The 26,925-nt window shown below is 60.7% G+C and carries 23 protein-coding genes and 1 pseudogene; 18 read left to right on the top strand and 6 right to left on the bottom strand.

The genetic code is table 11. From position 1 onward, the window contains the following. The first annotated feature begins 73 nt into the window (after nt 1-73). The 7 genes from EV686_RS12780 (at nt 74) to EV686_RS12750 (ending at nt 6,810) form a co-directional block, all read left to right on the top strand. Entirely contained in the window at nt 74-1,063 is a 990-nt protein-coding gene (locus EV686_RS12780; RefSeq protein WP_132477333.1) for a Bug family tripartite tricarboxylate transporter substrate binding protein, read from the top strand. A gap of 6 nt (nt 1,064-1,069) precedes the next feature. Beyond that, nucleotides 1,070-2,122, top strand: a complete 1,053-nt coding sequence (locus EV686_RS12775) for an NAD(P)-dependent oxidoreductase (protein ID WP_132477332.1) — start codon at nt 1,070-1,072, stop codon at nt 2,120-2,122. Then, nucleotides 2,119-2,997, top strand: coding sequence for an amidohydrolase family protein (locus EV686_RS12770; RefSeq protein WP_132477331.1), 879 nt, complete (start codon nt 2,119-2,121; stop codon nt 2,995-2,997). Before EV686_RS12775 ends, EV686_RS12770 begins: the two co-directional genes overlap by 4 nt. 142 nt (nt 2,998-3,139) lie before the next feature. Continuing rightward, complete coding sequence (locus EV686_RS12765; protein ID WP_132477330.1) at nt 3,140-3,358, top strand: hypothetical protein; 219 nt, start codon at nt 3,140-3,142, stop codon at nt 3,356-3,358. 102 nt (nt 3,359-3,460) lie between these two features. After that, nucleotides 3,461-3,844 (top strand): hypothetical protein, encoded by a 384-nt coding sequence (locus EV686_RS12760; protein WP_132477329.1) that lies wholly within the window; start codon nt 3,461-3,463, stop codon nt 3,842-3,844. A 147-nt stretch (nt 3,845-3,991) separates the two neighbouring features. After that, a complete protein-coding gene (locus EV686_RS19180; protein ID WP_132477328.1) occupies nt 3,992-5,956 on the top strand; it encodes a glycine betaine ABC transporter substrate-binding protein in 1,965 nt (654 codons plus the stop codon). Beyond that, nucleotides 5,953-6,810: a betaine/proline/choline family ABC transporter ATP-binding protein gene (locus tag EV686_RS12750; RefSeq protein ID WP_132477327.1), complete on the top strand. Its 858-nt coding sequence runs from the start codon at nt 5,953-5,955 to the stop codon at nt 6,808-6,810. Before EV686_RS19180 ends, EV686_RS12750 begins: the two co-directional genes overlap by 4 nt. 19 nt (nt 6,811-6,829) lie before the next feature. On the opposite strand, the gene EV686_RS12745 is transcribed toward EV686_RS12750, so the two are convergent. Beyond that, the gene (locus EV686_RS12745) at nt 6,830-7,510 is read right to left on the bottom strand and encodes a 7-cyano-7-deazaguanine/7-aminomethyl-7-deazaguanine transporter (RefSeq protein ID WP_132477326.1); all 681 of its coding nucleotides are present in this window, start codon (nt 7,508-7,510) and stop codon (nt 6,830-6,832) included. A 278-nt stretch (nt 7,511-7,788) separates the two neighbouring features. Here EV686_RS12745 and EV686_RS12740 point away from each other — a divergent pair, with 278 nt between their 5' ends. Together EV686_RS12740 and EV686_RS12735 are read left to right on the top strand one after the other, a co-directional pair. Beyond that, nucleotides 7,789-12,519: a PAS domain S-box protein gene (locus EV686_RS12740; protein ID WP_132477325.1), complete on the top strand. Its 4,731-nt coding sequence runs from the start codon at nt 7,789-7,791 to the stop codon at nt 12,517-12,519. A 204-nt stretch (nt 12,520-12,723) separates the two neighbouring features. Then, nucleotides 12,724-13,341 carry a hypothetical protein gene (locus EV686_RS12735; protein ID WP_132477324.1) on the top strand — a complete coding sequence of 206 codons (618 nt, stop codon included), beginning with the start codon at nt 12,724-12,726 and terminating at the stop codon, nt 13,339-13,341. A 68-nt stretch (nt 13,342-13,409) separates the two neighbouring features. On the opposite strand, the gene EV686_RS12730 is transcribed toward EV686_RS12735, so the two are convergent. Genes EV686_RS12730 through EV686_RS12720 form a run of 3 tightly spaced genes read right to left on the bottom strand, consistent with a single transcriptional unit; the run spans nt 13,410 to nt 15,506 of the window. Beyond that, entirely contained in the window at nt 13,410-14,312 is a 903-nt protein-coding gene (locus tag EV686_RS12730) for a DMT family transporter (protein ID WP_243650882.1), read from the bottom strand. Between the two features lie 19 nt (nt 14,313-14,331). Then, a complete protein-coding gene (locus EV686_RS12725; protein WP_207901768.1) occupies nt 14,332-14,607 on the bottom strand; it encodes a chaperone modulator CbpM in 276 nt (91 codons plus the stop codon). Then, nucleotides 14,604-15,506 (bottom strand): DnaJ C-terminal domain-containing protein, encoded by a 903-nt coding sequence (locus tag EV686_RS12720; protein WP_132477323.1) that lies wholly within the window; start codon nt 15,504-15,506, stop codon nt 14,604-14,606. The genes EV686_RS12725 and EV686_RS12720 overlap by 4 nt, the downstream gene beginning before the upstream one ends. Before the next feature lie 237 nt (nt 15,507-15,743). On the opposite strand from EV686_RS12720, the gene EV686_RS12715 reads away from it, so the two are divergent. The 4 genes and pseudogenes from EV686_RS12715 to EV686_RS12700 form a co-directional block, all read left to right on the top strand. Next, on the top strand, nt 15,744-17,384 hold the full coding sequence (locus tag EV686_RS12715) for a BCCT family transporter (RefSeq protein WP_132477322.1): 1,641 nt from the start codon (nt 15,744-15,746) through the stop codon (nt 17,382-17,384). Nucleotides 17,385-17,522: 138 nt separating this feature from the next. Continuing rightward, nucleotides 17,523-19,400 (top strand): DUF294 nucleotidyltransferase-like domain-containing protein, encoded by a 1,878-nt coding sequence (locus tag EV686_RS12710; RefSeq protein WP_132477321.1) that lies wholly within the window; start codon nt 17,523-17,525, stop codon nt 19,398-19,400. A gap of 10 nt (nt 19,401-19,410) precedes the next feature. Further along, complete coding sequence (locus tag EV686_RS12705; RefSeq protein WP_132477320.1) at nt 19,411-20,166, top strand: 3'-5' exonuclease; 756 nt, start codon at nt 19,411-19,413, stop codon at nt 20,164-20,166. 95 nt (nt 20,167-20,261) lie between these two features. After that, nucleotides 20,262-20,900 (top strand): annotated as a pseudogene (locus EV686_RS12700) (LysR substrate-binding domain-containing protein); the annotation flags it as partial. Nucleotides 20,901-20,934: 34 nt separating this feature from the next. Here the strand turns inward: EV686_RS12700 and EV686_RS12695 are convergent. Next, entirely contained in the window at nt 20,935-21,801 is an 867-nt protein-coding gene (locus tag EV686_RS12695; RefSeq protein ID WP_165972597.1) for a LysR family transcriptional regulator, read from the bottom strand. Between the two features lie 127 nt (nt 21,802-21,928). Here EV686_RS12695 and EV686_RS12690 point away from each other — a divergent pair, with 127 nt between their 5' ends. From EV686_RS12690 to EV686_RS12670, 5 genes are read left to right on the top strand one after another with little or no spacing between them, the layout of a single operon-like run. Beyond that, complete coding sequence (locus EV686_RS12690; protein ID WP_132477318.1) at nt 21,929-22,726, top strand: enoyl-CoA hydratase/isomerase family protein; 798 nt, start codon at nt 21,929-21,931, stop codon at nt 22,724-22,726. A gap of 22 nt (nt 22,727-22,748) precedes the next feature. Then, nucleotides 22,749-23,735 carry a Bug family tripartite tricarboxylate transporter substrate binding protein gene (locus EV686_RS12685; RefSeq protein ID WP_132477317.1) on the top strand — a complete coding sequence of 329 codons (987 nt, stop codon included), beginning with the start codon at nt 22,749-22,751 and terminating at the stop codon, nt 23,733-23,735. A gap of 10 nt (nt 23,736-23,745) precedes the next feature. After that, nucleotides 23,746-24,951, top strand: a complete 1,206-nt coding sequence (locus EV686_RS12680; RefSeq protein WP_132477316.1) for a CaiB/BaiF CoA transferase family protein — start codon at nt 23,746-23,748, stop codon at nt 24,949-24,951. After that, nucleotides 24,944-26,104: a thiolase family protein gene (locus EV686_RS12675; RefSeq protein ID WP_132477315.1), complete on the top strand. Its 1,161-nt coding sequence runs from the start codon at nt 24,944-24,946 to the stop codon at nt 26,102-26,104. The genes EV686_RS12680 and EV686_RS12675 overlap by 8 nt, the downstream gene beginning before the upstream one ends. Continuing rightward, nucleotides 26,101-26,598 carry a Zn-ribbon domain-containing OB-fold protein gene (locus tag EV686_RS12670; protein WP_243650881.1) on the top strand — a complete coding sequence of 166 codons (498 nt, stop codon included), beginning with the start codon at nt 26,101-26,103 and terminating at the stop codon, nt 26,596-26,598. The genes EV686_RS12675 and EV686_RS12670 overlap by 4 nt, the downstream gene beginning before the upstream one ends. Here EV686_RS12670 and EV686_RS12665 read toward each other — a convergent pair. Then, nucleotides 26,531-26,881: a glycine zipper 2TM domain-containing protein gene (locus tag EV686_RS12665; RefSeq protein ID WP_132477314.1), complete on the bottom strand. Its 351-nt coding sequence runs from the start codon at nt 26,879-26,881 to the stop codon at nt 26,531-26,533. The two genes, EV686_RS12670 and EV686_RS12665, sit on opposite strands and share 68 nt — an antisense overlap. Nucleotides 26,882-26,925 lie beyond the last annotated feature (44 nt).

The following is a 26,925-nucleotide window of genomic DNA, read 5'->3' as shown; positions in this document are numbered from 1 at the left end:
ACACATCAAAACCCAGGGCGGCAGGCAACGCCCGCTCCGCCCTTCCCCGCAAAAGAACTCACAAGGAGACACCATGTTCAAACCAAACCGCCGCACCCTGCTGAAGTCATCCCTATTCGCGCTGGCCGCCGGACCTGCGCCGCTGTTCGCCGCGACAGAACAGTGGCCATCCCGATCCATCAACCTGATTGTCGCCTTCGCGCCAGGGGGATTCACCGACATTGCAGCCCGGCTGATGGCCGACAAACTGTCGGTCGAGCTGGGGCAACCCATCGTCGTAGAGAACCGCGCAGGGGCAGCAGGTGTCATTGGCACCCAGGCGGCGGCCCGCGCCAAGCCGGACGGCTACACCCTGCTCTTGGGCACGATCAGCACGCACGCCATCAACGTCGGCCTGTACAAGTCCCTGCCCTACGATCCCGTAAAGGATTTCGCGCCTGTCTCCGGCGTGGCCAGCGGCCCTCTGGTCCTGGTCGTGAACCCCGACATAGGCGTCAAGACCATCCAGGAACTCATCGACAAGGCTCGCGCAGAGCCCGGAAAATACACCTACGGCTCGGGAGGCCCGGGCACCACCAGCCACCTCGCCGCGGAAATGTTCAAATCGATGGCTGGAATCGACCTGCTTCACGTACCGTACCGCAGCCCGTCGCTGGCTACCACGGGCCTGCTGGGCAAGCAGGTGGACATGATGTTCGATACCGTGCCGGCCACCATCAGCAACGTCAAGGCCGGCAGAATCATGGCGCTGGGCATCAGCGGCGCGCCTGACGCAGGAAAAATCGTCGATATGAACCTGCCCGCCATCAGCGATACCTTGCCCGGCTTCGATGCCAATACCTGGGTCGGCATGTTCGCCCCGGCCGGGACGCCTCCCCGGATCGTCGAGACATTGGACGCAGCCCTTCGCAAATCGCTGACGGATCCCGCACTGGTAACACGCCTGGCGGAGATCGGCATGCTGCCATTCGTCAGCTCGTCTCAGGAATTCGCCGAATACATCAAGACCGACACGCAACGCTGGGTCGAACTCATACGCAAGAACGGCATTTCACTGGATTGATGCGCCATGGAACGACTCAAGGTATTCCTTGCCTACACCGACGACGAGCTCGGCAGCTACTACAGCGAGTCTGGCCTGAAGGCGCTGCAGGCCCATGCCGATGTCGTGCGCAACACCACAGGCCGCGTGCTGGCCGGCCGCGAACTGGCCGATGCCAGCGCAGGCTGTCAGGTAATCATTGCCCACCGCTCGGTTGCCGGCAGCCGCGAAACCTTTGCGCACGCGCAGCACCTGTCGGCATTCCTGCGCGGCGCAGTAGACATCAGCACCATCGATGTACCGGCAGCGTCGGAGCACGGCATATTGGTCACGCGCGCCAGCGCGGGCTTCTCCACCGCCGTCGCAGAGCTTGCTCTTGCAATGATCTTCGATCTGGCTCGCGGCATCTCGAAAGCTCGCCATGAATATGCGCAAGGCCATATGCCCGTCGTCGCCAAGTCCAGGCAGATCGCAGGGACGCGACTGGGCATCATCGGCTTTGGCCGGATCGGCCGCGCACTGGCCCGGCACGCCGCCGCACTGGGCATGATCGTGCGCGCGTACGATCCCTTCCTGCCACCTGAGGAGCTCGGCGAGCACGGCGCCGCGTTCGAAACGCTGCTTTCCGAATCCGACTATGTCGTGTGCCTGGCGGCATCGACACCGCAAACCGGTAATCTGATGAACGCCTGCGCCTTCCGCATGATGCAACCGCATGCCTGCTTCCTGAACCTGGCGCGCGGCGAACTCGTGGACGAAGACGCCCTGCTGGCTGCCCTGAACGAAGGCCGCCTGCGCGGCGCGGGCCTGGATGTGGGGCGGGCCGCGGATCAGAAACCCTCGGCGATCTTCGAGAACCGCCCCGATGTAGTGCTGATGCCGCACGTCGGCGGCATGACGGCGGAAGCTCGAGAACACCAGGTAATGGATACCGTACGACAGGTTGCCGCCCTGGCTGCCGGCAACTGGCCCGAAGGCGCGGTGAATCCACAGCAGGCTTATCGGGCGGCAGCGCTGCTGAACACCCGGAATGGCGCCACATCCGCAACAATCAAGCCTCGGACGAAGGACATATCATGACGGCAGCTCCCTGGTCTGGCGGAACCGAATCCGCCCGTCACATCTTGCCCGCAGGCAGCGTGGACTGCCATCATCATATCTACGACACGCGTTTTGCCTACCATCCCGAGGCGGACTACCGCCCCCCGGACGCCACGGTACGGGACTATACCCAGTTGCGCGAGCGCCTGGGAGTCAGCCGCAGCGTCATTGTTCAGCCGTCCAGCTACGGTACCGACAATGCCTGCCTGCGCGAAGCCCTGGCCTCCTTCGGGAGCAGTGCCCGCGGCGTGGCAGTGATCGACGAACACACTTCGCCGGACGAGCTGCAAGCGCTGGACTCGGCAGGCGTGCGCGGCATCCGTTTCAATCTCGCGCGACCGGCAGGGGCTGGAATAGAACAGATGCAGAAGCTGTCCCGCAGGGTCGCGGACCTCGGCTGGCACGTGCAGATCCATGCACTGGGACGCGATTATCCCGCGCTGGAAAAACACCTGGCCGAACTGCCGGCGACACTGGTCATCGACCACCTGGGCCGCATTCCCCAGCCAGACGCACTGTCTCACCCAGCCTGGAACGTGTTGCGCAGGCTGGTCGACGGCGGGCGCGCCTGGATCAAGATTTCCGGGCTCAACCACGACAGCGTTGATGGCGAACCCGCCTACGCGGATGCCGGCGTACTGGTACGCGAGTGGATCAAGGCCGCGCCGCAGCGAATGCTCTGGGGTACCGACTGGCCGCATGTTTCCGCGATTGTGAATCCTGGACGAACGGCACCGGACGATGCGTTGATCCAGGACCTGATCTACGACTGGATGGAAACCGGCCAGACCCGCCGGATGATCTTTGCCGACAACCCTTGCGAGCTATACGGATTCGAACGAGCCTCGCAATAACTGCCGGCCATCCGGCCGTGGGCCGGCCTGGCGTGTGGAGCACAGCGGGGGCAAGAATGGGGATTTCAAATACTGCCAGGACACCTGGCGGCCTTCCGATGTGCTATCTTCCTGGCATCATCACGACCAGAAGAGGATCCCGATGAAACCCGCCGTTATCGTCGGTGCCGTGCTGATTGCACTGGGCGCCATTGCCCTGGTTTACCAGGGTTTCAGCTACACATCCGAAGAGACCGTGCTTCAGATCGGCTCGGTCAAGGCGACCGCCGAAACAGAGAAATCGGTCTTCATCCCCCCCTGGGCCAGCGTACTGGCCATCGTGGCCGGTCTCGTGGTGATAGGCGTAGGTCGGCGCAAATAAGCGCCGGCCTTGTCGCACGGAGCGTCAACGCCCTGGCCAATGGCAGATGGAAAACCCTCCGGCAGGGCTGCGTGAAAACGAAATACGAAGGAAGGGCAGATCATGAGTATTCCGGTCGAATTGCAGAGCCTGGAAAGCGTCATCACGCGTTACCGCTTCGCCTATCTGATGACAAACAGCGATAAAGGCCCGCCGCATGTGGTCCAGGCGGCCGTGGCGCTGGACGGCGGCGACCTGGTCATAGATCGTGTGGGTCGCCGCACTCGTGCGAACGCGCTTGCACGACCCGACGTCGGACTGGTCTGGCCGCCGGAATCCGAAGCGGGCTACTCGTTGATCGTCGACGGCCAGGCAGCTCTTATCGGTGAATCGCTGCGGATCACACCCTCGCGGGCGGTCCTGCACCGCTCCTCCCCCTCCCCCGAGCCCAAAGCGCCGGGAAGCTGCGGCTCCGATTGCGTGGAGCTCGGCCTGACATCCCGCTGATTTTCCGCAGCATCGGCCCGAAAAACGCGGACGTTTTGTAGCCCGGCGGCGCCAAGGCTAAACTGTGGGAGCATGACGCCGCAATCCATTAAAAAAACAATATGAGGGAGGCTGATTGCGCAAGAGCCGCTAAAGGAGTCGATCCGAATGGGAAAATTGCCGCGTGTGCTCGCACTGGCGTCCATATGCCTGGTCTGCACGCTGCCGTTGACAGCCAAGGGGCAGACGGCATCCTGCAATGACGGGCAACCCGTCAGGCTGGCGGACCTCAACTGGGAAAGCGCTTCGTTCACCACCCATGTCGTCCGCAAGCTGCTCGCCTCGGGCTACGGCTGCGCGACGGAGATCGTACCCGGCGCTTCAGCCGCTATCGAATCGGCCCTGGTGCAGGACGATCTGCAGATCATCGCGGAGATATGGTCCGGCAGGTCTCCCATCATCGAAGAGGCGATCGAACAGGGAAAAGTCGAAGTTGTGGGCGATACCCTGACCGACGGAGCGGAACAAGGCTGGTATGTTCCCCACTATGTGGTCCATGGCGACCCCGAACGGGGGATAGAGGCCTCGGCTCCCGACCTGCGCAGTTGGCGCGACCTGCCACGGTACAAATCTCTCTTTGCCGACCCCGAAGATCCCGGCAAGGGGCGTTTTCTCAACTGTCCATCGGGCTGGGTCTGCGAAAACACCAACAGCCGGCTGCTGCAGCTGCATGGCCTGGAGAATGATTACACCAACTTTCGCGCCGGCACCGGCGCCGCGCTGGATGCAGCCATCAGCTCAGCCTACGACAGGGGCCGGCCCATCCTGTTCTACTACTGGCAGCCCGCGGGCCTGATGGCCAAGTACAAGTTCCACAAGATAGAGCAGGATCCCTTCGACAAGGCGTGCTGGGACACCATCGTCACCGGCCAGGGCGAGCTTTGCTCCTCCGACTTTCTGCGGGCGCAGCTTTCGGTGGCCGCATCCGCCCCCTTCGCCGAGCGGAATCCCGAGCTGGTGGCATTTTTCGAAAAGCTCCAGTTCGAGCCGGCGCTGCTGAACCGCATGATTCTGGAAATGACCGAGACCCGCAAGAACGGCGAGGCCATGGCCGACCAGTTCCTGCGCGAGCACCCCGACGTATGGCGGGCCTGGCTACCAACGGCCGCAAGCGCGCGCGTGTCGTCGGCGCTGGGCATGATCGAACCTTCCGATAGCCCCGCCAGCGCGCCGGATACCGCCGCAGAAGCGACGGCGGGCGGCGGCATCTTCCCGGACTGGTCCGCCGCCGCTTTTGTGAACCGGCAACTCATGGGCATGGTCAAGGAATACGGCGGCGTATTCCGCCAGGTCAGCGACTTCATGCTGACCCGTCTGCTGCTGCCCGTCGAGCGCCTGATGCTGGCGATTCCGCCCTGGATATTCCTGCTGCTGGTCGGCGCGCTGTCGTGGCACGCCACACGCAAGCCGGTAGCGGCGGTACTGTACGCCGCCTGCCTATACCTGGTCGGCGCCCTGGGTTTGTGGGACAAGCTCATACAGACATTCGCTCTGGTGCTGGTATCGACACTGGTGTCCATCGTGCTGGGCGTACCGATAGGCATCATCGCCGCGCGCAGCCGCATCCTGCGCCGGATTCTGACACCCGTGCTGGACATCATGCAGACCCTGCCCAGCTTCGTGTACCTGATTCCGGTGCTGATGCTGTTCGGCCTGGGCAAGGTGCCGGCCCTGTTCGCCACCATCATCTATGCGGTGCCGCCGCTGATCCGCTTGACCACGCTCGGCTTGCGCCAGGTGGACCCCGACGTCATGGAGGCCGCGCAGGCTTTCGGAGTCACCCGCTGGCAAATGCTGACCCGGGTCACGCTCCCGCTGGCCCGGCCCAGCATCATGGCAGGAATCAATCAGACCACCATGATGGCGCTGGCCATGGTGGTGGTGGCGTCCATGATCGGTGCGCGCGGCCTGGGCGAGGATGTGCTGGCGGGCATTCAGACGCTGGATGTGGGCCGTGGTCTGCAGGCTGGAGCAGCCATCGTCATACTGGCCATCGTCATAGACCGGATCACCCAGGCCTACGGGCGGCCGCGCCGGCAGCGGCCTGATCCGTCGCGGGAGAAACTGCGATGAACGACGCAAAAATAGAGATATGCGACGTGTACAAGGTCTTCGGGCCTCGCGAAGGCGGCCCCCGGGAGACCAAGGCAGTCGAGCTATTGCGCCAGGGTGCCGACAAAGCCAGCGTCCAGGCCGAAACCGGCTGCAACGTGGGCCTGGCCGGGGTCAGCGCAAGACTTGCCGCCGGCCGGATATCCTGCATCATGGGCTTGTCGGGATCAGGCAAATCCACCCTGGTCAGGCATCTGAATCGCCTGATCGATCCCTCGGCCGGTCAGATCCTGATCGACGGCAGCAACATCCTGGACTTGAGCATGCCCGAGCTGCGCGAACTACGCCGACGCCGCGTCAGCATGGTGTTCCAGAACTTCGGCCTGCTGCCGCACGTCAACGTCATCGACAATGTGGCGTTCGGCCTGCACGTGCGCGGCGAAAGCCAGAAGCAGGCCCGCGAGGCGGCCGCTGTCTGGCTGGAGAGAGTAGGCCTGCTCGGCTATGAAAAAAACTATCCCGACGAACTATCGGGAGGCATGCGCCAGAGAGTGGGGCTGGCGCGCGCTTTGGCGACCGATGCCGACGTCCTCCTGATGGACGAAGCATTCTCGGCCCTGGACCCGCTGATACGCCGCGACATGCAGGACCAGATGCTGGCCTTGCAGCAGCGGCTGCAGAAGACCGTCGTCTTCATTACGCACGACATCGAAGAGGCCCTGCGCCTGGGCCAGAACATTGTCATCCTGCGCGATGGCAAGGTGGAGCAGGTGGGGAGCCCGGACGACATCCGCAACCATCCGGCCAATGAGTATGTGGAGCGCTTCATGGTACGGCATCATCAATCGGATACAAGACAACAGCCGCCGTTTTGATAGAGTCGTTGCAATACTTTCAAGCGCCGGGCGTGGCGTTGCTGTCGAACGTATGGCTCCTGAGGAGGAACCGGACGATGGCATTCAGCGCAATCCCATACAGCGGCACGAACAGCAACAGGCTGACCAGCAGCTTGATTACATAATCGACCACAGCGATTTCCACCCAATTCGCCGCCATGAACGGATTGCTGCTGCGCCAGAAGGCGACACTGAAGAAAGCCGCCGTATCCAGCGCCTGACCGAAGACTGAAGACGCCGCCGGAGCCACCCACCACTGCACGGTACTGCGTCGCACGCGGTCGAACACATGCACGTCCATCAACTGCCCGAGCACATAGGCGACGAAACTCGCGAAAGCAATGCGGAACACGACGGCGTTGAATTCGCCGAGCGCGTCCAGGCCATTGAATCGGCCTTCATGAAACAGCACCGACACCACATAAGAAGCGATCAACGCCGGAACCATCGTGCGCGCGATCACACTGCGCGCCTGCGTCTTGCCGATCAGACGCACGGTCAGGTCGGTGGCCAGGAAAATGAAGGGAAAGCTGAACGCTCCCCAGGTGCTGTGAAAACCGAACAGATCGATCGGCAGCTGCACCAGATAGTTGCTGGAGATAATGATGAGCGTGTGAAACGCGACGAGCAGGGAAAGATAGAGCGGCACCCGCGAATGCGGGACGGAAATGGGAGTCATGACGGCCTTTTTGATAAATGGGGTTAGGGAACCCATTGGAAAAAGATACAAGCAAGCAGGCAAGTATTGTACGCTGAACCCCTGAAGAGCAGGCCAGCAGCCTTGTTCAACCAGAATGCGCTCCGGGCATCGCCCCCCCAGGACGCACCCGTCTTCCACGCCACCGGCCATTGCGGCCCGCGCCTGTTACAACTGCTCCACAACAGGTGATAGCCTGCATGGACTCCGACCGTCAAACCGATTACCGTACAATCCTGTCTCAAGCAACTGAGATTTAGATGAGCGATCTGCTGAACCTGAATGTTTTGTACAGGCTGCCTGCCGACGGTCGACCAATCTGCCTGGATGATCTCGCGTCGATACTGAAAAGCGCCGGTCTCGCTTGCACACAGCCACAGATTGCCGCCAGCCTCGGCTCTCTTTGCGAACAGGGAATGGCCGTTAATGTCGCCCAGGGCCTGTTCGCCCGAGCCGATCTGTATGACCGCTGCGCCGATGGAAAACTCCCGTTTTCAGAACTGATGGCGCGGATTGCCACCACGCTCATCCACAATGATTCCGAAGCGCTGGAAGGCCGGATTACCGACGCATTGAGAGATGTAGCCCAGTTCACGGGTGCCGATCGCGCCTATGTGTTCGAATATGACTTCGGCCGCGGCCTGGCGCATTACCGGTATGAATGGTGCGCCCCGGGGATCAGCGCGCAGACCCACTCCCATTCCTGTTTTCCGATCAACGATCTGCACGCAGACAGGTGGCTCGCTGCGCATCAGCGCGGCGAACCGGTGGTGATGAACGATGCCTCGAATCTGACCAATCCGGATTTTCGGCAAGAACTTGCGGCGCAGGACATCAAAAGCCTGATTACGGTGCCGATCATGGCCGACGCCCAGTGCATCGGCTTCATTGGCTTCGACTCGGTCAGGCATCGCCGCCAGTACAGCGGGGAAGATATACGCCTGCTCGAAACCCTGGCTCGCATGTTCGCCAATCTCCATTGGAAGGAAATCGACCGTCTTGCACTTGCCCGGGTCCATGACAATCTGGATATCATCGTAGAGGGCGCCGGCGTCGGGACCTGGATCTGGTGGATGAACGCCGGACATATGGAAATCAACGAGACTTGGGCGAACATGCTGGGCTATGCCCGCAAAGAGCTCGAGCCGATCACGATTGGAACCTGGGAGCGGCTGGCCCACCCGGAAGATCTGGCCGAAGCCAGGGAACTGATCAGGCAGTACCTCGACGGAAAGCTGGAATACTACGATACGCACGTCCGCATGCGGCACAAGGCTGGGCATTGGGTGCTGGTACAGACGCGCGCGCGCCTGATTCACCGCCATCCTGCCGAAGGAGCCGTGATGGTAGGCGTTCATCATGACGTGACCGGGCTGGAGCAGACTCATCGGGAAGTGAAGCAACTGTCGGATATCATCAGCCAGTCTCCTATCGTGGCGCTTCGATGGGCCAACCAGCCTGGATGGCCGATTCAGTATGTAAGCCCGACCATCGAGAGATTCGGATACAAGGCGGAAGACTTCGAAAACGGCCATGTGGTTTGCCACACGCTGGTTCATCCGGACGACGTGGATGGCATTGAACGAGAGATAGCCGCCTACATCGCCCACGGCCCTGATGAGTATCGGCAGATTTATCGGGTGCGTCACGGACGAGGGCATTGGATATGGGTCGAAAACTTCAGTTGGCTGACCCGGGACAAGAGCGGGACGGTCACGCACATCAATAGCGTGTTGCTGGATATCACGCACCGCAAGCAACTCGAACAGGAACTTCAGCTTCATGCAACCCTGATCGACAACTCAGAGGATCTGGTGATCTTCCTGGATACCGATCTACGGTATCGAACCGTAAATCGCGGGTTCCTGAAAATCATTGGAAAATCAATCGACGAAGTGATTGGCCGAACAGACGCCGAGATATTCGGCCAGGGGCTCGCCCAGGGCTATATAGATTCTTATTGCAGACACAACCGGCGGGCATTGCAACTCAAGCGTGGCGAGAGCTTCCTGGTCGAGGATCTCTTTCCAGACGCCCGGGGCCGCGATCGCCAGTTTCGTTCCCGGTATTTTCCGGTGTTCGATGAAAACACCAGCGATCTCCTCGGAACGGCGGTGATCTCGATCGAGATCACGGATTTGAAACGCGTACAGGCCGCCCTGAGCGATAGCGAGCACCGCTTCCGGGAATTGTTCGAAAAACTGCCGGTTGCGATCACCATGCATGAGCCAGAGACGGGTGCGATGCTCGAGGCGAACAAGCAGGCTTGCCGGCTTCATGGGGTCGAAACGCTGGAGGAGCTGAAGGAGATCAATATCTGGAATCAGCCAGAACCCTTCAGTCCGCAGGATGCGCTGGAATGGAATCGCAAGGCGGTCCTCGAGGGGCGCCAGAGCTTTGAATGGCGCTCGATCACTCCCGCGGGAAGGGTTTTCTGGCAATCCGTGACGCTGGAGCCAATCAGGATCGACGGCGTGCTGCGCATACTGGCGGTCAGCATCGACATCAATGAAAAAGTGCTGGCGCAACAGGCGCTGGCCCAGAGCGAAGCGCGGTTCCGCGGACTTCTGGAGCATTTGCCCAACGTGGCCGTACAAGGATATGACCAGGACAAGCGCGTCATATTCTGGAACCAGGGGAGCGAGGTGATATATGGCTACTCCGCATCCGAGGCGGTGGGGCGCAGCCTGATCGACCTGCTCATTCCCCAGGATCAGCAAGCGGCTTTCTCCGAGACTCTAGACCGCTGGATCGCCGGGGAAGCCGCGATCGAGCCGATGGAAATAGTGGTCCGCGATAAGCAAGGCTGGAGGAAATCCGTTCTTTCAAGCCAGATCATCCGGCGCTCCCCTACCGGGGAACTCGAGTTCTACTGCGTCGATGTCGACCTGACTGCGCAAAAGCTGGCGCAGCAGCGCCTGGAGTTGCTCGCGCGAGTATTCAGCCACAGCTACGATGGCGTCGTCATCACGGACAGGAATGCCGTCGCCATCGAGGTAAACGACCGGTATTGCGAGATTACCGGCTACAGCCGGGACGAGTTGCTCGGCCGGACTCCTTCAATGCTGCATTCCGGACGGCACGGCAAAGCCTTCTACAGGGCGATGCGGGAGCAGTTGGCAACGCAAGGGCATTGGGTGGGTGAAATCTGGAACCGCAAAAAATCCGGCGAACTCTATCCGATTGAACTCCGCATCACAGCGCTCAAGGACAGTGATGACGCGCTGGCGAACTACATTGCCAATGTGACGGACATCACCGAACGGCTGAGCTACGAGGAAAAGCTCAAGCACGTCGCGTTCTATGATCAACTGACAGGACTGCCCAACCGATCCTCTGTATCCGAGACCCTGCACCAGGCAGTCTCCAGATTCAAGTACCTTCACGCGCCTTTCGCGGTCGTATTCATCGATCTGGATGAATTCAAGGCCATCAATGATGGACATGGCCATGAGGTCGGCGACCGCTACCTGCAAAGCGTCGCCCTCCGCCTTCAGTCCATCCTGCGCAAAGGGGATGTCGCAGCCCGTTTCGGAGGCGACGAATTCGTGCTGATTCTTCAGAACCAGAAATCCGCCGCGCCCGGCCACCCTGTTGTATTCGAGCGATTGCTGGCCGCGATGCGCGACCCGGTCGTGCTCGATGGCAAGGCATTGCGGCTGACTGCCAGTTTCGGAGTGACGTTCTATCCCCAGGAAAGCGAAGTCGACGCGGATCAGCTTGTGCGGCAGGCGGACCAGGCCATGTATTCAGCCAAGCAGCATGGCAAGAACCAGATCGTTTACTTCGATGCGGAATTCGAGCGCTCCATCATCCTTCGCAATGCGCGCATAGCGGAGCTTCGCCAGGCGATCGAGGACAGGGAAATGGTTCTGCACTATCAGCCGCAGGTGGACATGTCTACAGGCCGAGTGCTGGGAATGGAAGCATTGGTGCGCTGGAATCATCCGACCGCCGGACTGCTGTATCCCGACAAATTCCTCGATCTGATACAGGAGCATGAGCAGCTCGGCCTGGTCCTGAGCAAGTGGGTGCTTTCCCAAGCCCTGAACGATCTGGAGCGAATCCGCAGCCAGGGCCACGACCTGGGAATCAGCGTCAACACGATCATTCCGACTCAGGAAAGCCTGCGGGCCGTCTTTCTGGGCACCTTGTATGACATTCTCCAGCAGCATGCCGACACCCCTCCCGATCTGCTGACTCTGGAAGTGGTCGAGAATATCCTCATCGATGATCTGTCGGAAGCGACCAGAACCCTCAACAAGATACAGCAACTGGGTGTCCGGATTGCCCTCGATGATTTCGGGACGGGATTCTCTTCCTTGTCTTACCTCAAGCACCTTTCATTCGATGAACTGAAAATCGACCAGGAGTTCGTGCAGGACATGCTGACTGACAAGGAAGACATGAGCATCGTGCAAGCAGTGGTCAGCCTGTCCCAATCATTCGACGTATCCGTCATCGGCGAAGGCGTAGAAACGGCACAGCATGCCGAAATGCTGTTGCGCCTGGGATGCGTGAGGGCGCAAGGCTACGCAATTTCTCCGCCCCTGGATATCGATGCGCTGGAAACCTGGCTCGAAGAATGGCAGCCGGACCCTTCCTGGAAAGACGTTGCTCCGATATCCCCGTACTTCTATCAGTTCATCGCCAACCTTTCCGGATACGCCGGCTGGGTCGCCGCCCTCGAGCAGTATTTCCGTGGACAAGCCATCGAAATTCCGGACTGGAATTTCAGAACCTACGGCCTTGCCGCACAGCTTCAGGCCAATGCCGAAATGCAAAGCCTCTGGCGCACCGTACAAGCGCATGAGGGGGATATATACGCGGCAGGGATCGCCGCCATAAACTCCTTCCGGGACGCGGGGCTTACCCCGGAGGCCGAACGTCACCTGACTTGTGCGGCCAACGCCCTGCGAAACCTGCAGGAGCTCGTATGGTCCCGCCTGGTCGAGCCTCTCACGCCGCAATCAAATAATTCGCGCTGGTAGCGGCGATCAGCATCCTGGCCAGCCAGTTCATCCCGCTGCGCAATGACATAACCGGATCGGGCCACGATGGCCAAAGAGACGATACTCCCGACCCGATACGTGTATCATCTCCCGCTTCAGGATTTCTCCAGGGCCCGAACCTCGGTTTGAGCCTTTTGTTTTTCGTGCCGCGGCATATCGCCGGACAACGAAGGAATGCGGACAATGGACATTGCATCAACCCTGCTGACGATAGCCGCCGCATGGCTGGTGCTGCGCGTGCTTTACCAGCGTGCGCATATCGCCTTGCTGGGACGCCATTTGGCCAAGCTTCAGCTAGAGCGCCATATGGAAACGCTGACGCAAGGCTATACCCGCGCCATCCACGAAGAGACGGAGGCCCGCCAGCTCCATGTACTGGAAACCTTCGCCCAGACCGAACGATCGGCAGCGGCCCAGGTGCAGTCGCTGGCCAACGCCATGCAAAAGGAAAGCGCACAGGCCGCCGGCATGGGAGTGCTCTCGTTCTGCGTACCTTATATCGAGCGCTTTCTTCCAGCGATGACACGGGATTTCCGCGAGCTGCTGGGCATCCATGCCGCGGGCCTGCGCCATGTGGTGGATAACGCGGGCGGCCTGGATCCGAAGAGCCGCGCCTATCACCTGTCAGCCGAGCTTTACCTGCTGCAGCACAGCTGCCACTGGTTCTGCAAATCGCGCACCGTGGCCAATGCACGCCTGGCGGTACGGCACAAGGTCACTCACCAACAGGTGCTGGACTCCGTGTCCGAAACAACCCGCTCCGCCTACCTGCGATGGCTGGGCGGCGCCCAGGCCCGGTAGGTCACGCTGCCTGGATGATCGGCCACTCCACAAAAGCGCAGCCCTGCGCGTAACAGCCGAGACTGGCATCACGCGCGCTGGCGCGATTTTTTCCCGCGATATTCGGCAAAACCGATTCCCGCCATGATCATCGCCAGCGCGGCCGCATGATAAAGACGGAACTCCTCTCCAAGCAAAGTCACCGCCAGCAAAGCCCCCCATACCGGCAGCAGGTTGATGAACAGGCCGGCCCGGTTCGAGCCGATCAGCTCCACCGCCCGGATATAGAAGGCCTGGCTGATCAGAGAAGGAAAGATGACGATGTATGCGATCACCATCCAGCCTTGTCCATCCGGCAGGATGGTCTTGCCCTGGGCCGCCTCGAACGCCAGCATCGGGAGGGACGACAAGGTAGCGCCCAGGCAAAGAATGAACATCAGGCTCGTCCAATGCACCTGGGGCTTGCTGCGCAAGGCAGCGGTATAGATTCCATAGGAAAGCACGGCGACGAACATCAGTGCATCGCCGAAGTTGATACTGAAGGAGAGCAGATTGGCAAGCTCGCCGCGCGCCGCAATGATGATCACGCCGATGAAAGAACAGGCAAAGCCTGCCGCCTGCTTCAGGCTTACCGGGCTGGAAAAGAAAATGAAGCTTGCTGCAAACACGAAAAGCGGCATGCTTCCCTGCAGTATGGTGGTATTGATCGCGGTGGTGTACAGCAGCGCATAATAAAGCGCAACGCTGAATACGGTGAAGCCGAATGCGCCCAGCAACAGCAGGTAGCCCAGCCGCAGCCGGATCGCACCCCAGTCCGCCGCAATCTGCTCTCTTTTCAGCAAGTACAACAGCACCATCAGGCTCATCCAGCGGAAGCTGACAAGAACCATCGGTGAAGCATGGCCGATCGCCCACTTGCCGGCGATCGAGTTGCCGGCCCAGAAGAGAGTGGTCAGCGCCAGAAGAATGTAGGCTTTATAGATAGACGGCAATGTATCGGCCCATCAGAATTCACTTGACGCGCGGCGAGTCTCGCAACAGGCTCAGCGCCTGCCGTGCGCCGTGAAGCTGATCCATCAGATGCAAGACGAGTTCGATCCCCGCGTCGTTGACGCCAAGATCCTGCTGCAGTTCCTGTATCAAGGAGGCCCGCGCGATATCGCATTCGGAAAAGCGGACGTCAGCGGCCGTTGCATCCGGAATGAGCCACTGCTGCTCCAGCCAGAACTCCAGGGTCTGTTCCTGAAGGTTTGTTCTGATCAGAAATTCCTGTTTGGTCATGATCATGATGATTCACCTTCGCGCGGATTGTGGGCCTTGCCCTTTTCCCAATTGGCGACGAACGCGTCAAGCTCGGGATCCGGTGCTTTCGGCAGCACGACTTTCAGCTTGACGAGTTCGTCTCCGAATCCTCCCTCGCGGCGCGGCGCGCCCTTGCCCTTGAGGCGCAAGGTAGTGCCACTGTTGGAGTGCTTGGGTATTGTCAGCATGACATCGCCCGTCGGGGTCGGGGCTCGCACTTCGCCCCCCAGCACTGCCTCGGAAAGCGACACCGGCAGTTCCACCATGACATTGGCTCCATCCAGCCTGAAACGCGGATCGGGCAGCACCTCGACCTTGATGAGTGCATCTCCCGGCCCGCCGGAGCCGCGACCGGGCGCTCCTTTTCCCTTCAGGCGCAGCATCTGGCCATCGAGCATGCCAGGCGGAATCGTGACATCCAGCGTGCTGCCGTCCGGCAGCGTAATCCGTTTGCTCACCCCCGTCACGGACTCGACGAAACGGATGGACAAGCCGTACAGCAGGTCTTCGCCCCGCTGGTTGGCGTAGGCCTCGCGGCTACGGCGCAGGATATCGGCAAACACATCATCGTCGGCGAAATCTGCGTAGCCCGCATCACTGGTATAGGGGTTTTCCTGGCCGGCAGAAGCAAAATCGCGATAGAAATGGCGTGTGGGCTGTTCCGCTCCGCTGGCGTCGATTTCTCCGGCATCGAAGCGCTTGCGCTTTTCCGGATCGCTGAGCAATCCGTAGGCCACAGAGACATTCTTGAATTTATCTTCAGCCGCCTTGTCGCCCGGATTCAAGTCCGGATGCAGCTTTTTGGCCAGGCCGCGATAAGCCTTCTTGATTTCGTCGATCGACGCTGTCCGCGCCACGCCGAGCACCTGATAGGGATCCTGCACGATGAGCCTCGCGAGAACGTCACGAATGGTGCTCAGATTAGCACAGTGATGATGCGAATGGACGCGAGCTCACATTCAGCATCACCACGCTGAGTTGCCTCATTCGCCAGGCAACGCAGAATGCAATCCGTGACACTCTCCCGAGTAATTGTTAGACTAGAAACCTTATCCCCAGTAAAACATTCTTGTAGAAATGATAATGCCGGCCCTACCTGGGGGGGTTGCAAGGAATAACGGATGGCAGAAGAAAAACCACAGATAAAAGACCCAATGATCCCGGATGGGGAGGTCAACCCCATCGATACCGACTATCAGGTCGGCCAGGACAACGTCATTGTCAACATAGGCCCCTTCGGCCTTGATATCCACAACCCTGTATTCGGCGTCGCAGGCGGGCTGGTGGTTCTGTTCGTGGCGTTGACGCTGGGCTTTCACGATCAGGTCGAGTCGCTGTTCAGCGGCATGAAAGACTGGCTGACCTCCAGTCTCGACGGCTTCTTCCTCGTGGCCGGTAACTTTTTCGTACTGATATGCCTGGTCGTCGCCTTCTCGCCGCTGGGCAGGGTGCGCCTGGGAGGCACCGAAGCCAAGCCCGACTACACCTATATCGGCTGGTTCTCGATGCTGTTCGCCGCAGGCATGGGCATCGGATTGATGTTCTTCGGCGTATCCGAGCCCCTGACACACTTCAGCACCGCGCTTGGTGGCGTCGAAATAGAAAATGGGGTACGCACCGACTGGGCGCCGCTCGGCGCCGCGGCCGGCGATGCGCAGGCCGCCACGCGCCTGGGCATGGCCGCAACGCTCTACCACTGGGCGCTGCACCCGTGGGCGATCTACGCCGTGCTGGCGCTTGGATTGGCGCTGTTTTCGTTCAATAAAGGGCTGCCCTTGACTGTCCGCTCAGTGTTCTACCCGCTGCTGGGCGAGCGGATCTGGGGCTGGCCGGGGCACGTCATCGACATCCTTGCCGTGCTGGCAACGCTGTTCGGCCTGGCGACCTCTCTGGGGTTTGGCGCATCGCAAGCCAGCTCCGGCCTGAATTTCCTGTTCGGCGTACCGGAAGGCACCACCACCCAGATCGTACTCATCATTGGCATTACAGCCATCGCGCTGTTCTCGGTCGTCGCCGGACTGGATGCGGGCGTCAAGCGCCTGTCCGAAATCAATATGGCATTGGCGGCGCTGTTGCTACTGTTCGTAATAGCCGTCGGACCAACTCTGAACATACTCAGCGGTTTCTTCGCCAATCTGGGAGCCTATCTGCAGTACCTGCCTGCGCTGTCCAACCCGGTGGGCCGCGAAGATACCAACTACCTGCAAGGCTGGACCGCTTTCTATTGGGCATGGTGGATATCCTGGTCACCCTTCGTCGGCATGTTCATCGCGCGCGTCTCGCGCGGCCGCACGGTGCGCGAGTTCATCGTTTCGGTGCTGATCGTCCCCTCGCTGGCCTGCATATTGTGGATGACGACATTCGGCGAAACCGCCATCGCCCAAGTGGTGCGCAACGGCTACGAAGCCGCGCTCAATGCCGAATTGCCGCTGCAATTGTTCATGATGCTCGACGCGCTGCCGCTGGCGCAGATAACCTCGTTCATCGCCATCATCCTGGTGGTGGTGTTCTTCGTCACTTCGTCCGACTCGGGTTCGCTCGTCATCGACGTGATCTCGGCCGGAGGCAAGGTCGATGCCCCCGTGCCTCAGCGCGTGTTCTGGGCAGTGTTCGAAGGGCTGGTGGCCATTGTACTGATACTCGGAGGCGGGCTGGTAGCCCTGCAGGCGATGGCGGTGTCGACCGGCTTGCCGTTTACCATCGTACTATTGGCCGCGTGCGTGGCGATCATCAAGGGCCTGGCATCGGAGCCGCGACGCTAGGGCTCTCGCCTCTGGCTTCTGGCCAAGAAGACGACTAGACTTGCGGGGCGGCGATATATCGCCGCCCCGTTGTACATTTAGCGGCATGACCATCCCGCAAGCACGATCCCGGGCCTACATCACTCCCTTCTTCGCACCATGCAGATCGAACAGCTTGAAATTCTCGATTTTCTACGCGCCCACCCGCCTTTCGATGCGCTGCCGCAGGAGGCCCTGGAGCAGGCGGCCGCGGCCATCGATGTACGCTATTACAAAGCGGACGAGCAAATTGTCGAGTTCGACCAGCCATCCGAGTTCTGGTATGTGGTTCGCAGCGGTGCGGTGGAAGTCTTCCGCCGCAATGGCAGACTGTACAACAGGCTGACGGAAGGCGGGTATTTCGGCGAGTTCGGCCTGCTGCGCAACGGCCGTGTGCGCTTTCCGGCACGGGCTCTGGAAGATTCGCTCATTTATCTGATTCCGCAGCAGGTGTTCCTGGAATTATTCGACAGACACGAAACTTTCGCGGATCATGTAGAGATAGAGGACCGCACGCGGCTGCGGCAGGTAATGTCGCAGCGCGAAGACGCCAACGACCAGCTGTCCGCCACCGTCGATACCCTGGTCGGACGCGAAGCTGTGACGCTGGGCAGCGATGCAAGCGCGCGCGAGGCGGCGCAATGCATGACACAAGAAGGCGTGTCCTCGCTGCTGATCGTGGACGACAACCCCGAGATACCCGAGTTGCCGCTGCTGTCAGGCATCCTCACCGACCGCGACCTGCGAACCCGCCTGCTGGCGCCAGGCCTGGACTACGGCACTCCAGTGGCCGAGATCATGACCCCCGGGGTGGTCACGGTCGCTCACAACCAGCTGGTATTCGAAGCCATGCTGGCAATGCTGCGCCACAACGTGCATCACCTGCCGGTGATGAAGCACCAGCGCCCCATCGGCATCGTCGCACTGTCGGACATCATCCGCTACGAATCGCGCAACAGTCTGTTCGTGGTGGGCAGCATTTTCAGGGCGCAGACAGTGGACGAGCTTGCTGCGCTGGTGCCGGACGTCCGTGCCTGTTTCACCCGCATGGTGAACGAAGACGCCAGCGCACATATGATAGGCGGCGCAATGGCGGCCATCGGGCGCGGTTTCAAGCAGCGCCTGCTGGAGCTTGCCGAAGCAGAGCTCGGCCCGCCTCCCGTGCCTTACTGCTTTCTGGCTCTCGGCTCGATGGCGCGCCAGGAGCAGTTGATCGTCACCGACCAGGACAACGCTCTGGTGCTGGACAACCGCTTCGACCCGGCGCAGCATGATGCTTACTTCAAGGCGCTCGGAACCTTCGTTTGCGACGGGCTGGCACGCTGCGGCTACAGCTATTGCACCGGAGGCATCATGGCAAGCAATGAGCAATGGCGCCAGCCGCTCAAGGCCTGGGAGCAGCTGTTTACCAACTGGATCGAACGCCCGACACCTGTATCGCTGCTTCACGCCGGCATCTTCTTCGATCTCGATGGCGTCTGGGGCCGCAACGAATGGGCGCAGCGCCTGCGCGAGCTGATTGCGCGCAAGGCCAAGGGCAACTCGCGTTTCCTCGCCTGCATGGCTCGCAATGCCTTGCAGCGCACGCCGCCGCTGGGTTTCTTCAAGGATTTCGTCGTAGAATCCGACGGCCGCCATACAAGCGCAATCAACATCAAGCGCCGCGGCACCGGACCGCTGGCTGACCTGATTCGCGTGCACGCGCTGGCGATCGGCTCGCAAGCGCTCAACTCCTTCGAACGCCTGCGTGAAATCATCGATGCCGCCATCCTGCCGCTGGGACGCGGGCAGGACCTGTACGACGCACTTGAATTCATCTCCACGGTGCGGGCGCGCCGCCAGGCCGAAGACCTTACTGCAGGCAATGAACCTGACAACAGCATCGATCCCGAACAATTATCCGAATTCGAGCGCAAAAGCCTGCGCGATGCTTTCCTCATCCTGGGCAATGCGCAGAAATTCCTCAAATACCGCTACCAGCCTGGACGAACCAACTGAGCGCGACGCGATGCTATATCTGAGCGATCTGAAACCGACCGGCATCCAACGCCGCGCTGCCGCTCCGGAAACGCCCGATTGGGCGCAGCGTTTTGCAGAGCTGGCGGAGACGGCGCGCGATCCCCGCCTTCGCGCCTTTTATGCGCAGGGCATGCCGTCCGGGGACAGTCTTTTACAGGACGTGCCGATGGCCGCGCTGGACGTGGAAACCACCGGCCTCGACCCGATGCGCGATGGAATCGTCAGCATCGGCGTCGTACCGATGACATTGGCGCTCATCCAGTCGAGCGCATCGCGCTACTGGGTGGTGCACCCCAAAGTCGAGCTGACTCCCGAGTCAGTGGCGATCCATGCGATCACACATGCGCAAATCGAAACGGCGCCGGACCTGGACGCGATTCTCGGCGAGCTGCTGCAGGCGTTGGCGGGGCGTGTCGTCGTGGTGCATTGCCGCGGTATCGAACGCGGCTTTCTGGATGTCGCACTCAAAACACGCATCGGCGAAGGCATCGAATTCCCTGTCATCGACACCATGGAGCTCGAAGCCAGACTGCACCGCAAGCGGCCAAGTCTGCTGACTCTTCTGCTGGGCCGGCGGAGACGGCCAGTATCGATTCGGCTGGCCCAGAGTCGAGCCCGATACCGGCTGCCGCGCTATCGCGCCCACCATGCATTGACCGATGCATTGGCCAGCGCGGAGCTTCTGCAAGCGCAAGTGGCGCATCGATTCTCGCCGCAAACTCCGCTGCGGGCATTGTGGCTGTGACAATCACACTCACGCTGCGGATGCGTCAATACTTGATGGTCATGCCGACGTAATAGCGGCGGCCATCCAGGTGCTTGCCGTATTCGCTGGAGTCGACCGACATGCGCGACAAACCTGCCGGCACGGTGCGCATCACCTGCGGCGAGCACATTCTCCGGTCCACGCTGCTGCCCAAGCTCACGCCACTGCTGCTCGACTATCCCGACATCAAGATAGAGTTCGACATCAACTACGGATTCAGGGATATCGTGGCCGACCGCTATGACGCCGGGGGTCGCATGGGAGACACCATCGACAAGGACATGATCGCAGTCCCCATCGGACCGCCGTTGCGAATGGCGGTCGCGGCTTCGCCGGCGTATTTCGCCACCCATCCGATTCCCAAGAATTCGCGCGACCTACTCGAGCACAACTGCATCAACCAGCGCATGCAGACCGCTGGCGGACTCTACATCTGGGATTTCGAGCGTCGCAGGCAGCCGTTGAACGTGCGGGTGGACGGGCAACTGATCTTCAACACGTCCCCCAGCATGGTTGATGCCGCATTGGCGGGACTGGGCATCGCATTTCTGCCCGAAGAGGAATTCGCGCCCCACATCGAGGAAGGCCGTCTGGTCCGGGTCCTGGAAGACTGGTGCGCGCCGTTCCCGGGGTATTACCTGTACTACCCGAGCCGGCGCCAGCCCTCGACGGCATTCTCGCTGGTCGTCAACGCGCTGCGAGTGACAACTTAGGCAAGCCGAAACTATGGTGAAGAATGGCGGCGTATCAGTCGCACGTATTCAGGCTGATGAAATCGAAGGCCTCGAACACGAGACTGTCATGCGTATCGCTGCGCTTGGCCATATAAAACTCGATAGGAACCGGATCGAGGTCGGGGAATATCCGCATCAAAGAGCCATACTTCGAATCGCCCTCGATCAATGTATCTGGCAACATTGCGATCCCGGCTCCTGAAGCAACGACCTCGATGAGGGACTTGACGTGATTGCAGGTATTCAGTTTGTGGCTCTGCCTGGGATCCGGCAGGCACGCCGCTGTCAGGCCATATTGAAGAGATGGCCGTGACAGGGTCCATACTGGCACGCGCGCCAGATCCTCCCGGCCATGCCCGAGATCGTTCTCCTTCGCGAACGCCATGTCCGCCATCCATGCCAGATTCAGCCTGCTCAGGCTTGCCGCCTGGCTGACGTCATCGTCGGTCGACACCATGATCGCCATATCCAGCGCCGCGCGCTGAAGCTTGCTCTTCAGGTTGATCGTCAGGTCGACATCGATCTCCCAGTTGACGTTCGGGAATGCTTCTCTGGCGCGTTTCATGATGCCTGCCAGCTTGGTCATCGCGAAAATCTCCCCGCAGCCGAGACGCAAGGTGCCGTGCATGTCCCGCGTATCGGTCACGCTTCTCAGCACGCCTTCCATCCGGTCGAGAAGGGGCGCGCACCGGTCGACCAACGTTCTGCCCTTCACTGTCAGAACCATGCGCCGGCCCGTCTTCTCGAACACTTGGATGCCCAGGCGCTCTTCCAACTCCTTGATCCGTGAAGACACCGTCGGCTGCGTCGTATTGAGCTGCGCGGCCGCCGCCGCGTACGACCCGAGACGGGAAATCCAGACAGCGGTTTCCAGATGCACGAGGCTTGGCTTAAACATAAATTATTTAAATATTTAACTATGAAAATAAATTGATTGTTTGAATATAACTTGAAACGTAGCATACGACCTACTTCAAGAACAAGCAGAAAGCGCGAGGTCCGGCCGCATGGGTATTGAATACGCGAAAAACGGGAGTGTCGTCACGATCACCATGAACCGGATCGAGAGCATGAACGCGCTCGATCCGTCCGCCATGCTCGATCTGCGTGATGCTTTGCTCAGGTTCGACGGCGATGACGAGCTGCGCGTCGCCATCCTCACCGGAGCGGGAGAAAGGGCATTTTGCGCAGGGGCCGATCTCAAGAAAACCCTGCCCGCGAAGCCCTATGTTTCCGGCATGTTCGACCGGAACATCGATGAAAAGCATCCGCTCTATATCCGGAATATCTCGCTGCCCCGGCTGGGCATCGGCAAGCCCGTCATTGCCGCGGTGAACGGCGTGGCGGTCGGCGGCGGCATGGAACTGGCGCTCAACGCCGATATCTGCATCTGCTCGCCCAACGCCCGCTTCGGGTTGACGGAACCGCGCGTCGGCAGCATTCCGGCGGTTTCCGGCATCCAGCGCCTGTTGCAGTCCCTGCCCCGGTCGACAGCGATGCGCCTTTTGCTGACGGGCGAAATCATCGATGCGGATAGCGCGCATGCCTATGGAATCGTCAGCGAAGTCGTGGCGGATGAACCTTTGCTGCGGCGCGCCCAAGCCATTGCGTCGGACATCGCCGCCAATGCGCCGCTGGCCGTTCGCGCAATCAAGTACCTGTCGCAAAAAGCGCTCGACCTGCCGGTCAAGGAGGCGCTCGAGATCGAAGAACTCGTCTGGGGCCATCTTCACGCGTCAGAGGATCGCATCGAAGGCCGCAAGGCTTTCGCCGAAAAACGCAAGCCCCGGTTCAAGGGCTGTTAAGGTTGACCACCAGGAGACTACAGTGAAACCACTGAATAAAAATCGTTTGTTGAAACGGGCGGCGGCGGCCGTTTTCACGCTGATGCCGTTGCTGGCCTCGGCCTCGGCATCGGCATTCCCGACCAAACCCATTACCCTTGTCGTGCCTTTCCCTCCGGGCGGCGGCAACGATCAGGTCGGTCGGCTCGTGGGCGACTATCTGTCCAAAGAGCTGAACGTGCCCGTCGTTGTCGAAAACAAAGGCGGGGCCGGCGGAAATATCGGCACTGCGGCGGCGGCGCGCTCCGCCCCGGACGGCTACACGATCGCAATCGCATCCAACCAGGTCGTCATCAATACATCGCTCTATTCGAATGTCGGCTTCGACCTGCACAAGGACTTGCGTCCGGTCGCCATGGTCGCCGACGTGCAGTTCCTGCTGGTATCCCATCCATCCACAGGCCTGAAGAGCGTCGACGACATTCTGCAGACCGTCAAAGTCAAAGGCGAGCAACTCAACCACGGTACGCCGGGAAACGGCACGCCGCAGCACCTGTCGGCGGAACTGTTCAGCGTCCTGACCGGCGCCAAGCTGACGCATATCCCCTACCGTGGCTCAGGTCCGGCCATCGCGGACACGCTCGGCGGCCATATCCAGCTCGCATTCGGCACGCTGCCCGCAGTCGCTCCGCATGTCCAGGCACAAAGCCTGAATGCGATCGCAGTAACCGGTACCGCCCGCTCCTTACTGCTGCCGCAGGTTCCCACCATGGCCGAAGCGGGCGTCGCCGGGTACGAATCCTCGACATGGTACGGCATCCTGGCTCCGGCGAAAACGCCCGACGATGTGGTTGCGACTCTCACCGAAGCGCTCAAGCGCGTCACCGATTCCGCCGAGTTCCGGCAGAAGCTGGCCGAGCTCGGTTACGAAACCCGCTATCTCAACGCCGAAGAGATGCAGTCCGTCATGAATGCCGACGAGGCCAAGTGGGCCAGGATCATCAAAGACGTCGGCATCAAGATCGAGTGAGGGTGCGCAATTGCTGAATACTAGCCTGGATGGCATCCGCGTCATCGACTTTTCCCAGATCGGCGCCGGCCCCACATGCTCGATGTACCTGGGCGACATGGGAGCGGATGTCATCAAAATCGAATCCCCCTCGGGAGATCTGGGACGCACGCTGGGCCGGCCCTGGGTGCTCGATGAAAGCCCCATCTATGTCGCGTTCAACCGGAACAAGCGCAGCATCGTCCTGAACCTGAAGTCCGAGGCCGGACTTCAGGCGGTTCGCAGACTGGCGGCCAGTGCGGACGTACTGATCGAGAGCTTCCGTCCCGGCGTCATGAGCAAGCTGGGACTAGGCCATGAAGACCTGAAGAAAGAGAATCCCGGCCTGGTTTACTGCTCTGTGTCCGCGTTTGGGCAAACGGGGCCGGCGACAGCCAAGCCGGGCGTCGACGGCATTATCCAGGGGGAATCAGGCCTCATGAGCCTGATCGGCTTTCCCGACCAGGAACCATGCAAGGTGCAGGCGCCCGTCGTGGACGTCACTGCGGGTATCGTGGCCACGGTGGGCGTGCTCGCGGCATTGTTTCAGCGGGAGCGCAAGGGCGAGGGAGAATTTCTGGACGTGAGCCTGTTTGCTTCGGCCATCGCCCTGCAGCAGTCCGCCCTCACCGAATACTTCGGGTCGCAATGCCTGCCGATCAAGGCCGGCAGCGCCGCGCCTTACGCCGCTCCCAATGAAGCATTCGAAGCCTCCGATGGCTGGCTGATGGTCGCGGCCTACAATGGCGGCCGCTGGGAGCGGCTTTGCGAAGTTCTCGGCATCGGCGATGCGCCAGAGCTTGCCCTGCTGGCCAATCTGGATGAAAGAGTCCGGAACCGCGCGCTGATGCGCAGCCTGCTGCAGGAAGCATTTGCCAAGCGTACGGTCGATGAGTGGCTCGAACTGCTGTCGAAGGCCGACATCATCTGCGGATCGGTTGCCACCTATCGCGATCTCGAACGCAACCCTCAAATGGCGCACCTCAAGCTGGTAGAGACATTGACGACGAGCACGGGCAATCAATTCCGCGTTCCCGCGTTTCCCATCAATAGCGCAGTGCGGCAGCGTCCATCGATGCCGCCGCCCGATTTCGGCGAGCACACGGTCGAGATACTGCGCGAGGCGGGATATGACACGCCGGAAATCGAAGCGCTCCTTCAGTCCCGAATAGCCATGAGCGGAGCTGTGCATGCCTGAAGCACGATGCAGCATCGTAGGGATCGGCAAAACCGACTGGGTCGCCGACTGGCATGCCGTCCGGCAGGGACAGGCGTGCTGCGACCAATACGGCTACGCTGCGATCGCCCTGCGGAACGCCCTTGCCGACTCCGGCCTGGAACGCAGGGATATCGATGGCCTGATCGTCGGCCAGGCGACCGCCTACGAAAGAACGGCGGAAGTCCTGGGCATCGACCCGCGATGGGGCGACCAGTCCGACGCGCCGACCGCGCTGCTCAAGGCGATCGCCGCGATCGAATCCGGCATGGCGGAAACAGTGGCGCTGGTCTACGGCAACAACCAGCGCTCGAACAAGGTCCAGTACGGCGGCCCTCAGGCGATGGGCGGCGATCTTTTCCTGGCCTATGTCTATCACACGCCGTGGGGGCTCACTTCGCAAGGAGCGCTCTATGCTCTCACCGCGAACGCCTACATGCACGCGAGCGGCATGAAGGACAAGGATCTCGGCCTGGTTGCGGTCAGCCAGAGGAAATGGGCCTCCCTGAATCCGGAAGCGATCCTTGGCAAGCCTATCGACATCGATGCATATCTGGCGGCGCCCTACATCTGCGAACCCCTGCGCCTCTTCGACTACTGCATGGTCAATGACGGCGGAGTGGCATTGATCGTGACCTCGGCCGGGCGGGCGAAACGCATGGCGAAACCGGCGGTGCATGTCACCGGTTTCGGTCGTTATGACCTGAACCAGGGCTCGACCAGCCTGGAGCCCCGGCTGACGGATTTCTATCGCGACGCCCAGAAACTCGCCGGCGAGGCCTCATTTTCCATGGCGAATGTGAGCCACGGCGACATTGACGTATTTTCGGTATACGACAGCTTTTCCATGCACGTCGTCCTCGCGCTCGAGGGCTATGGCTATTGCCAGGCAGGCGATGCGGCTAAATTCCTTCGCGAGCAAGGCATAGGCCCGGGCGGGCGGCTTCCGACCAATACGAGCGGCGGCCATCTCTCGGATTCGTATATGCAGGGCTGGGGCCACTATGTGGAATGCGTGCGGCAGCTCCGGGGCCAGGCCGGGGCGCGGCAGATCATGGGCGCCCAGCATGCGCACTACACCTCGGATATTGCGGGAAAGACCGTATCCATCGTAATGACTGCGGATAAGGCATGATGAACAAGCCAGACACTTTTCCATCCCCCGTCAGCGGGCTGCTGGACGACAGGATGTGGGCGAGCATCGACAACGAGGCAATGGCGCTTCCGTTCTGCGATGCCTGCAGCAAAGCCATCTATCCGCCCGCGAACTGCTGCCCGTCCTGTTTCCGGTTTGACCTGACGTGGAAGACGATCAGCGGCCGCGGGAAGATTCTGTCCTGGACACGGTTCCACCGCAGCTATCTGCCTGAATATCCCGCTCCCTACAATGTCATTGCCGTTCAGATCGAAGAGGGCGCGGTGCTCGTATCCAATCTCGCAGGCGGCGAGCCTGCCGACGGCGATTGGATCGGGAAAAAGGTGCGCATGGTCTATGAGTCTTTTTCAGGCAAGATGCTGCCCCGCTTCCAGTTGAGCGAAGAATCCGACCCTCGTCTCTCGCTCAATGGCGATGATGCTTCTTGTGCCAATGTTTGCCGCCACGGTGCTTGTCATGGCCTCGATAGTTAGCCCGTTTGTAGTATTTATTGTAGCTGCGGTCATGCTTCCAATGATGACGGTTCCTGCCGCGGTCATCGTCATCCGTGATGACGTGCCCCAATACGCCTCCGGCAGCAGCTCCGCCCAGTATGACCCAGGGATCGCCATCTGAAATCAGCGCCCCGGCGGCGCCGCCCAACCCTGCGCCGATGATGGTATTGCGGCCCTGCTTGTCGGCCAGCGCCGCCGTGCTGACGCCCAGGGCAAGCGCACCCGCGAGAACAGCTTGAATAATTCGTTTGGCGATAGTCATGATGATTCTCCTGTGCTGGCTATCACTGCAATGCCGCATATGTA

The organism is Paracandidimonas soli (genome assembly GCF_004342005.1).
Lineage (GTDB): Bacteria > Pseudomonadota > Gammaproteobacteria > Burkholderiales > Burkholderiaceae_B > Paracandidimonas > Paracandidimonas soli.
The sequence above is the reverse complement of the archived record's forward strand: the minus strand, read 5'-3'. Positions and strand labels throughout refer to the sequence as shown.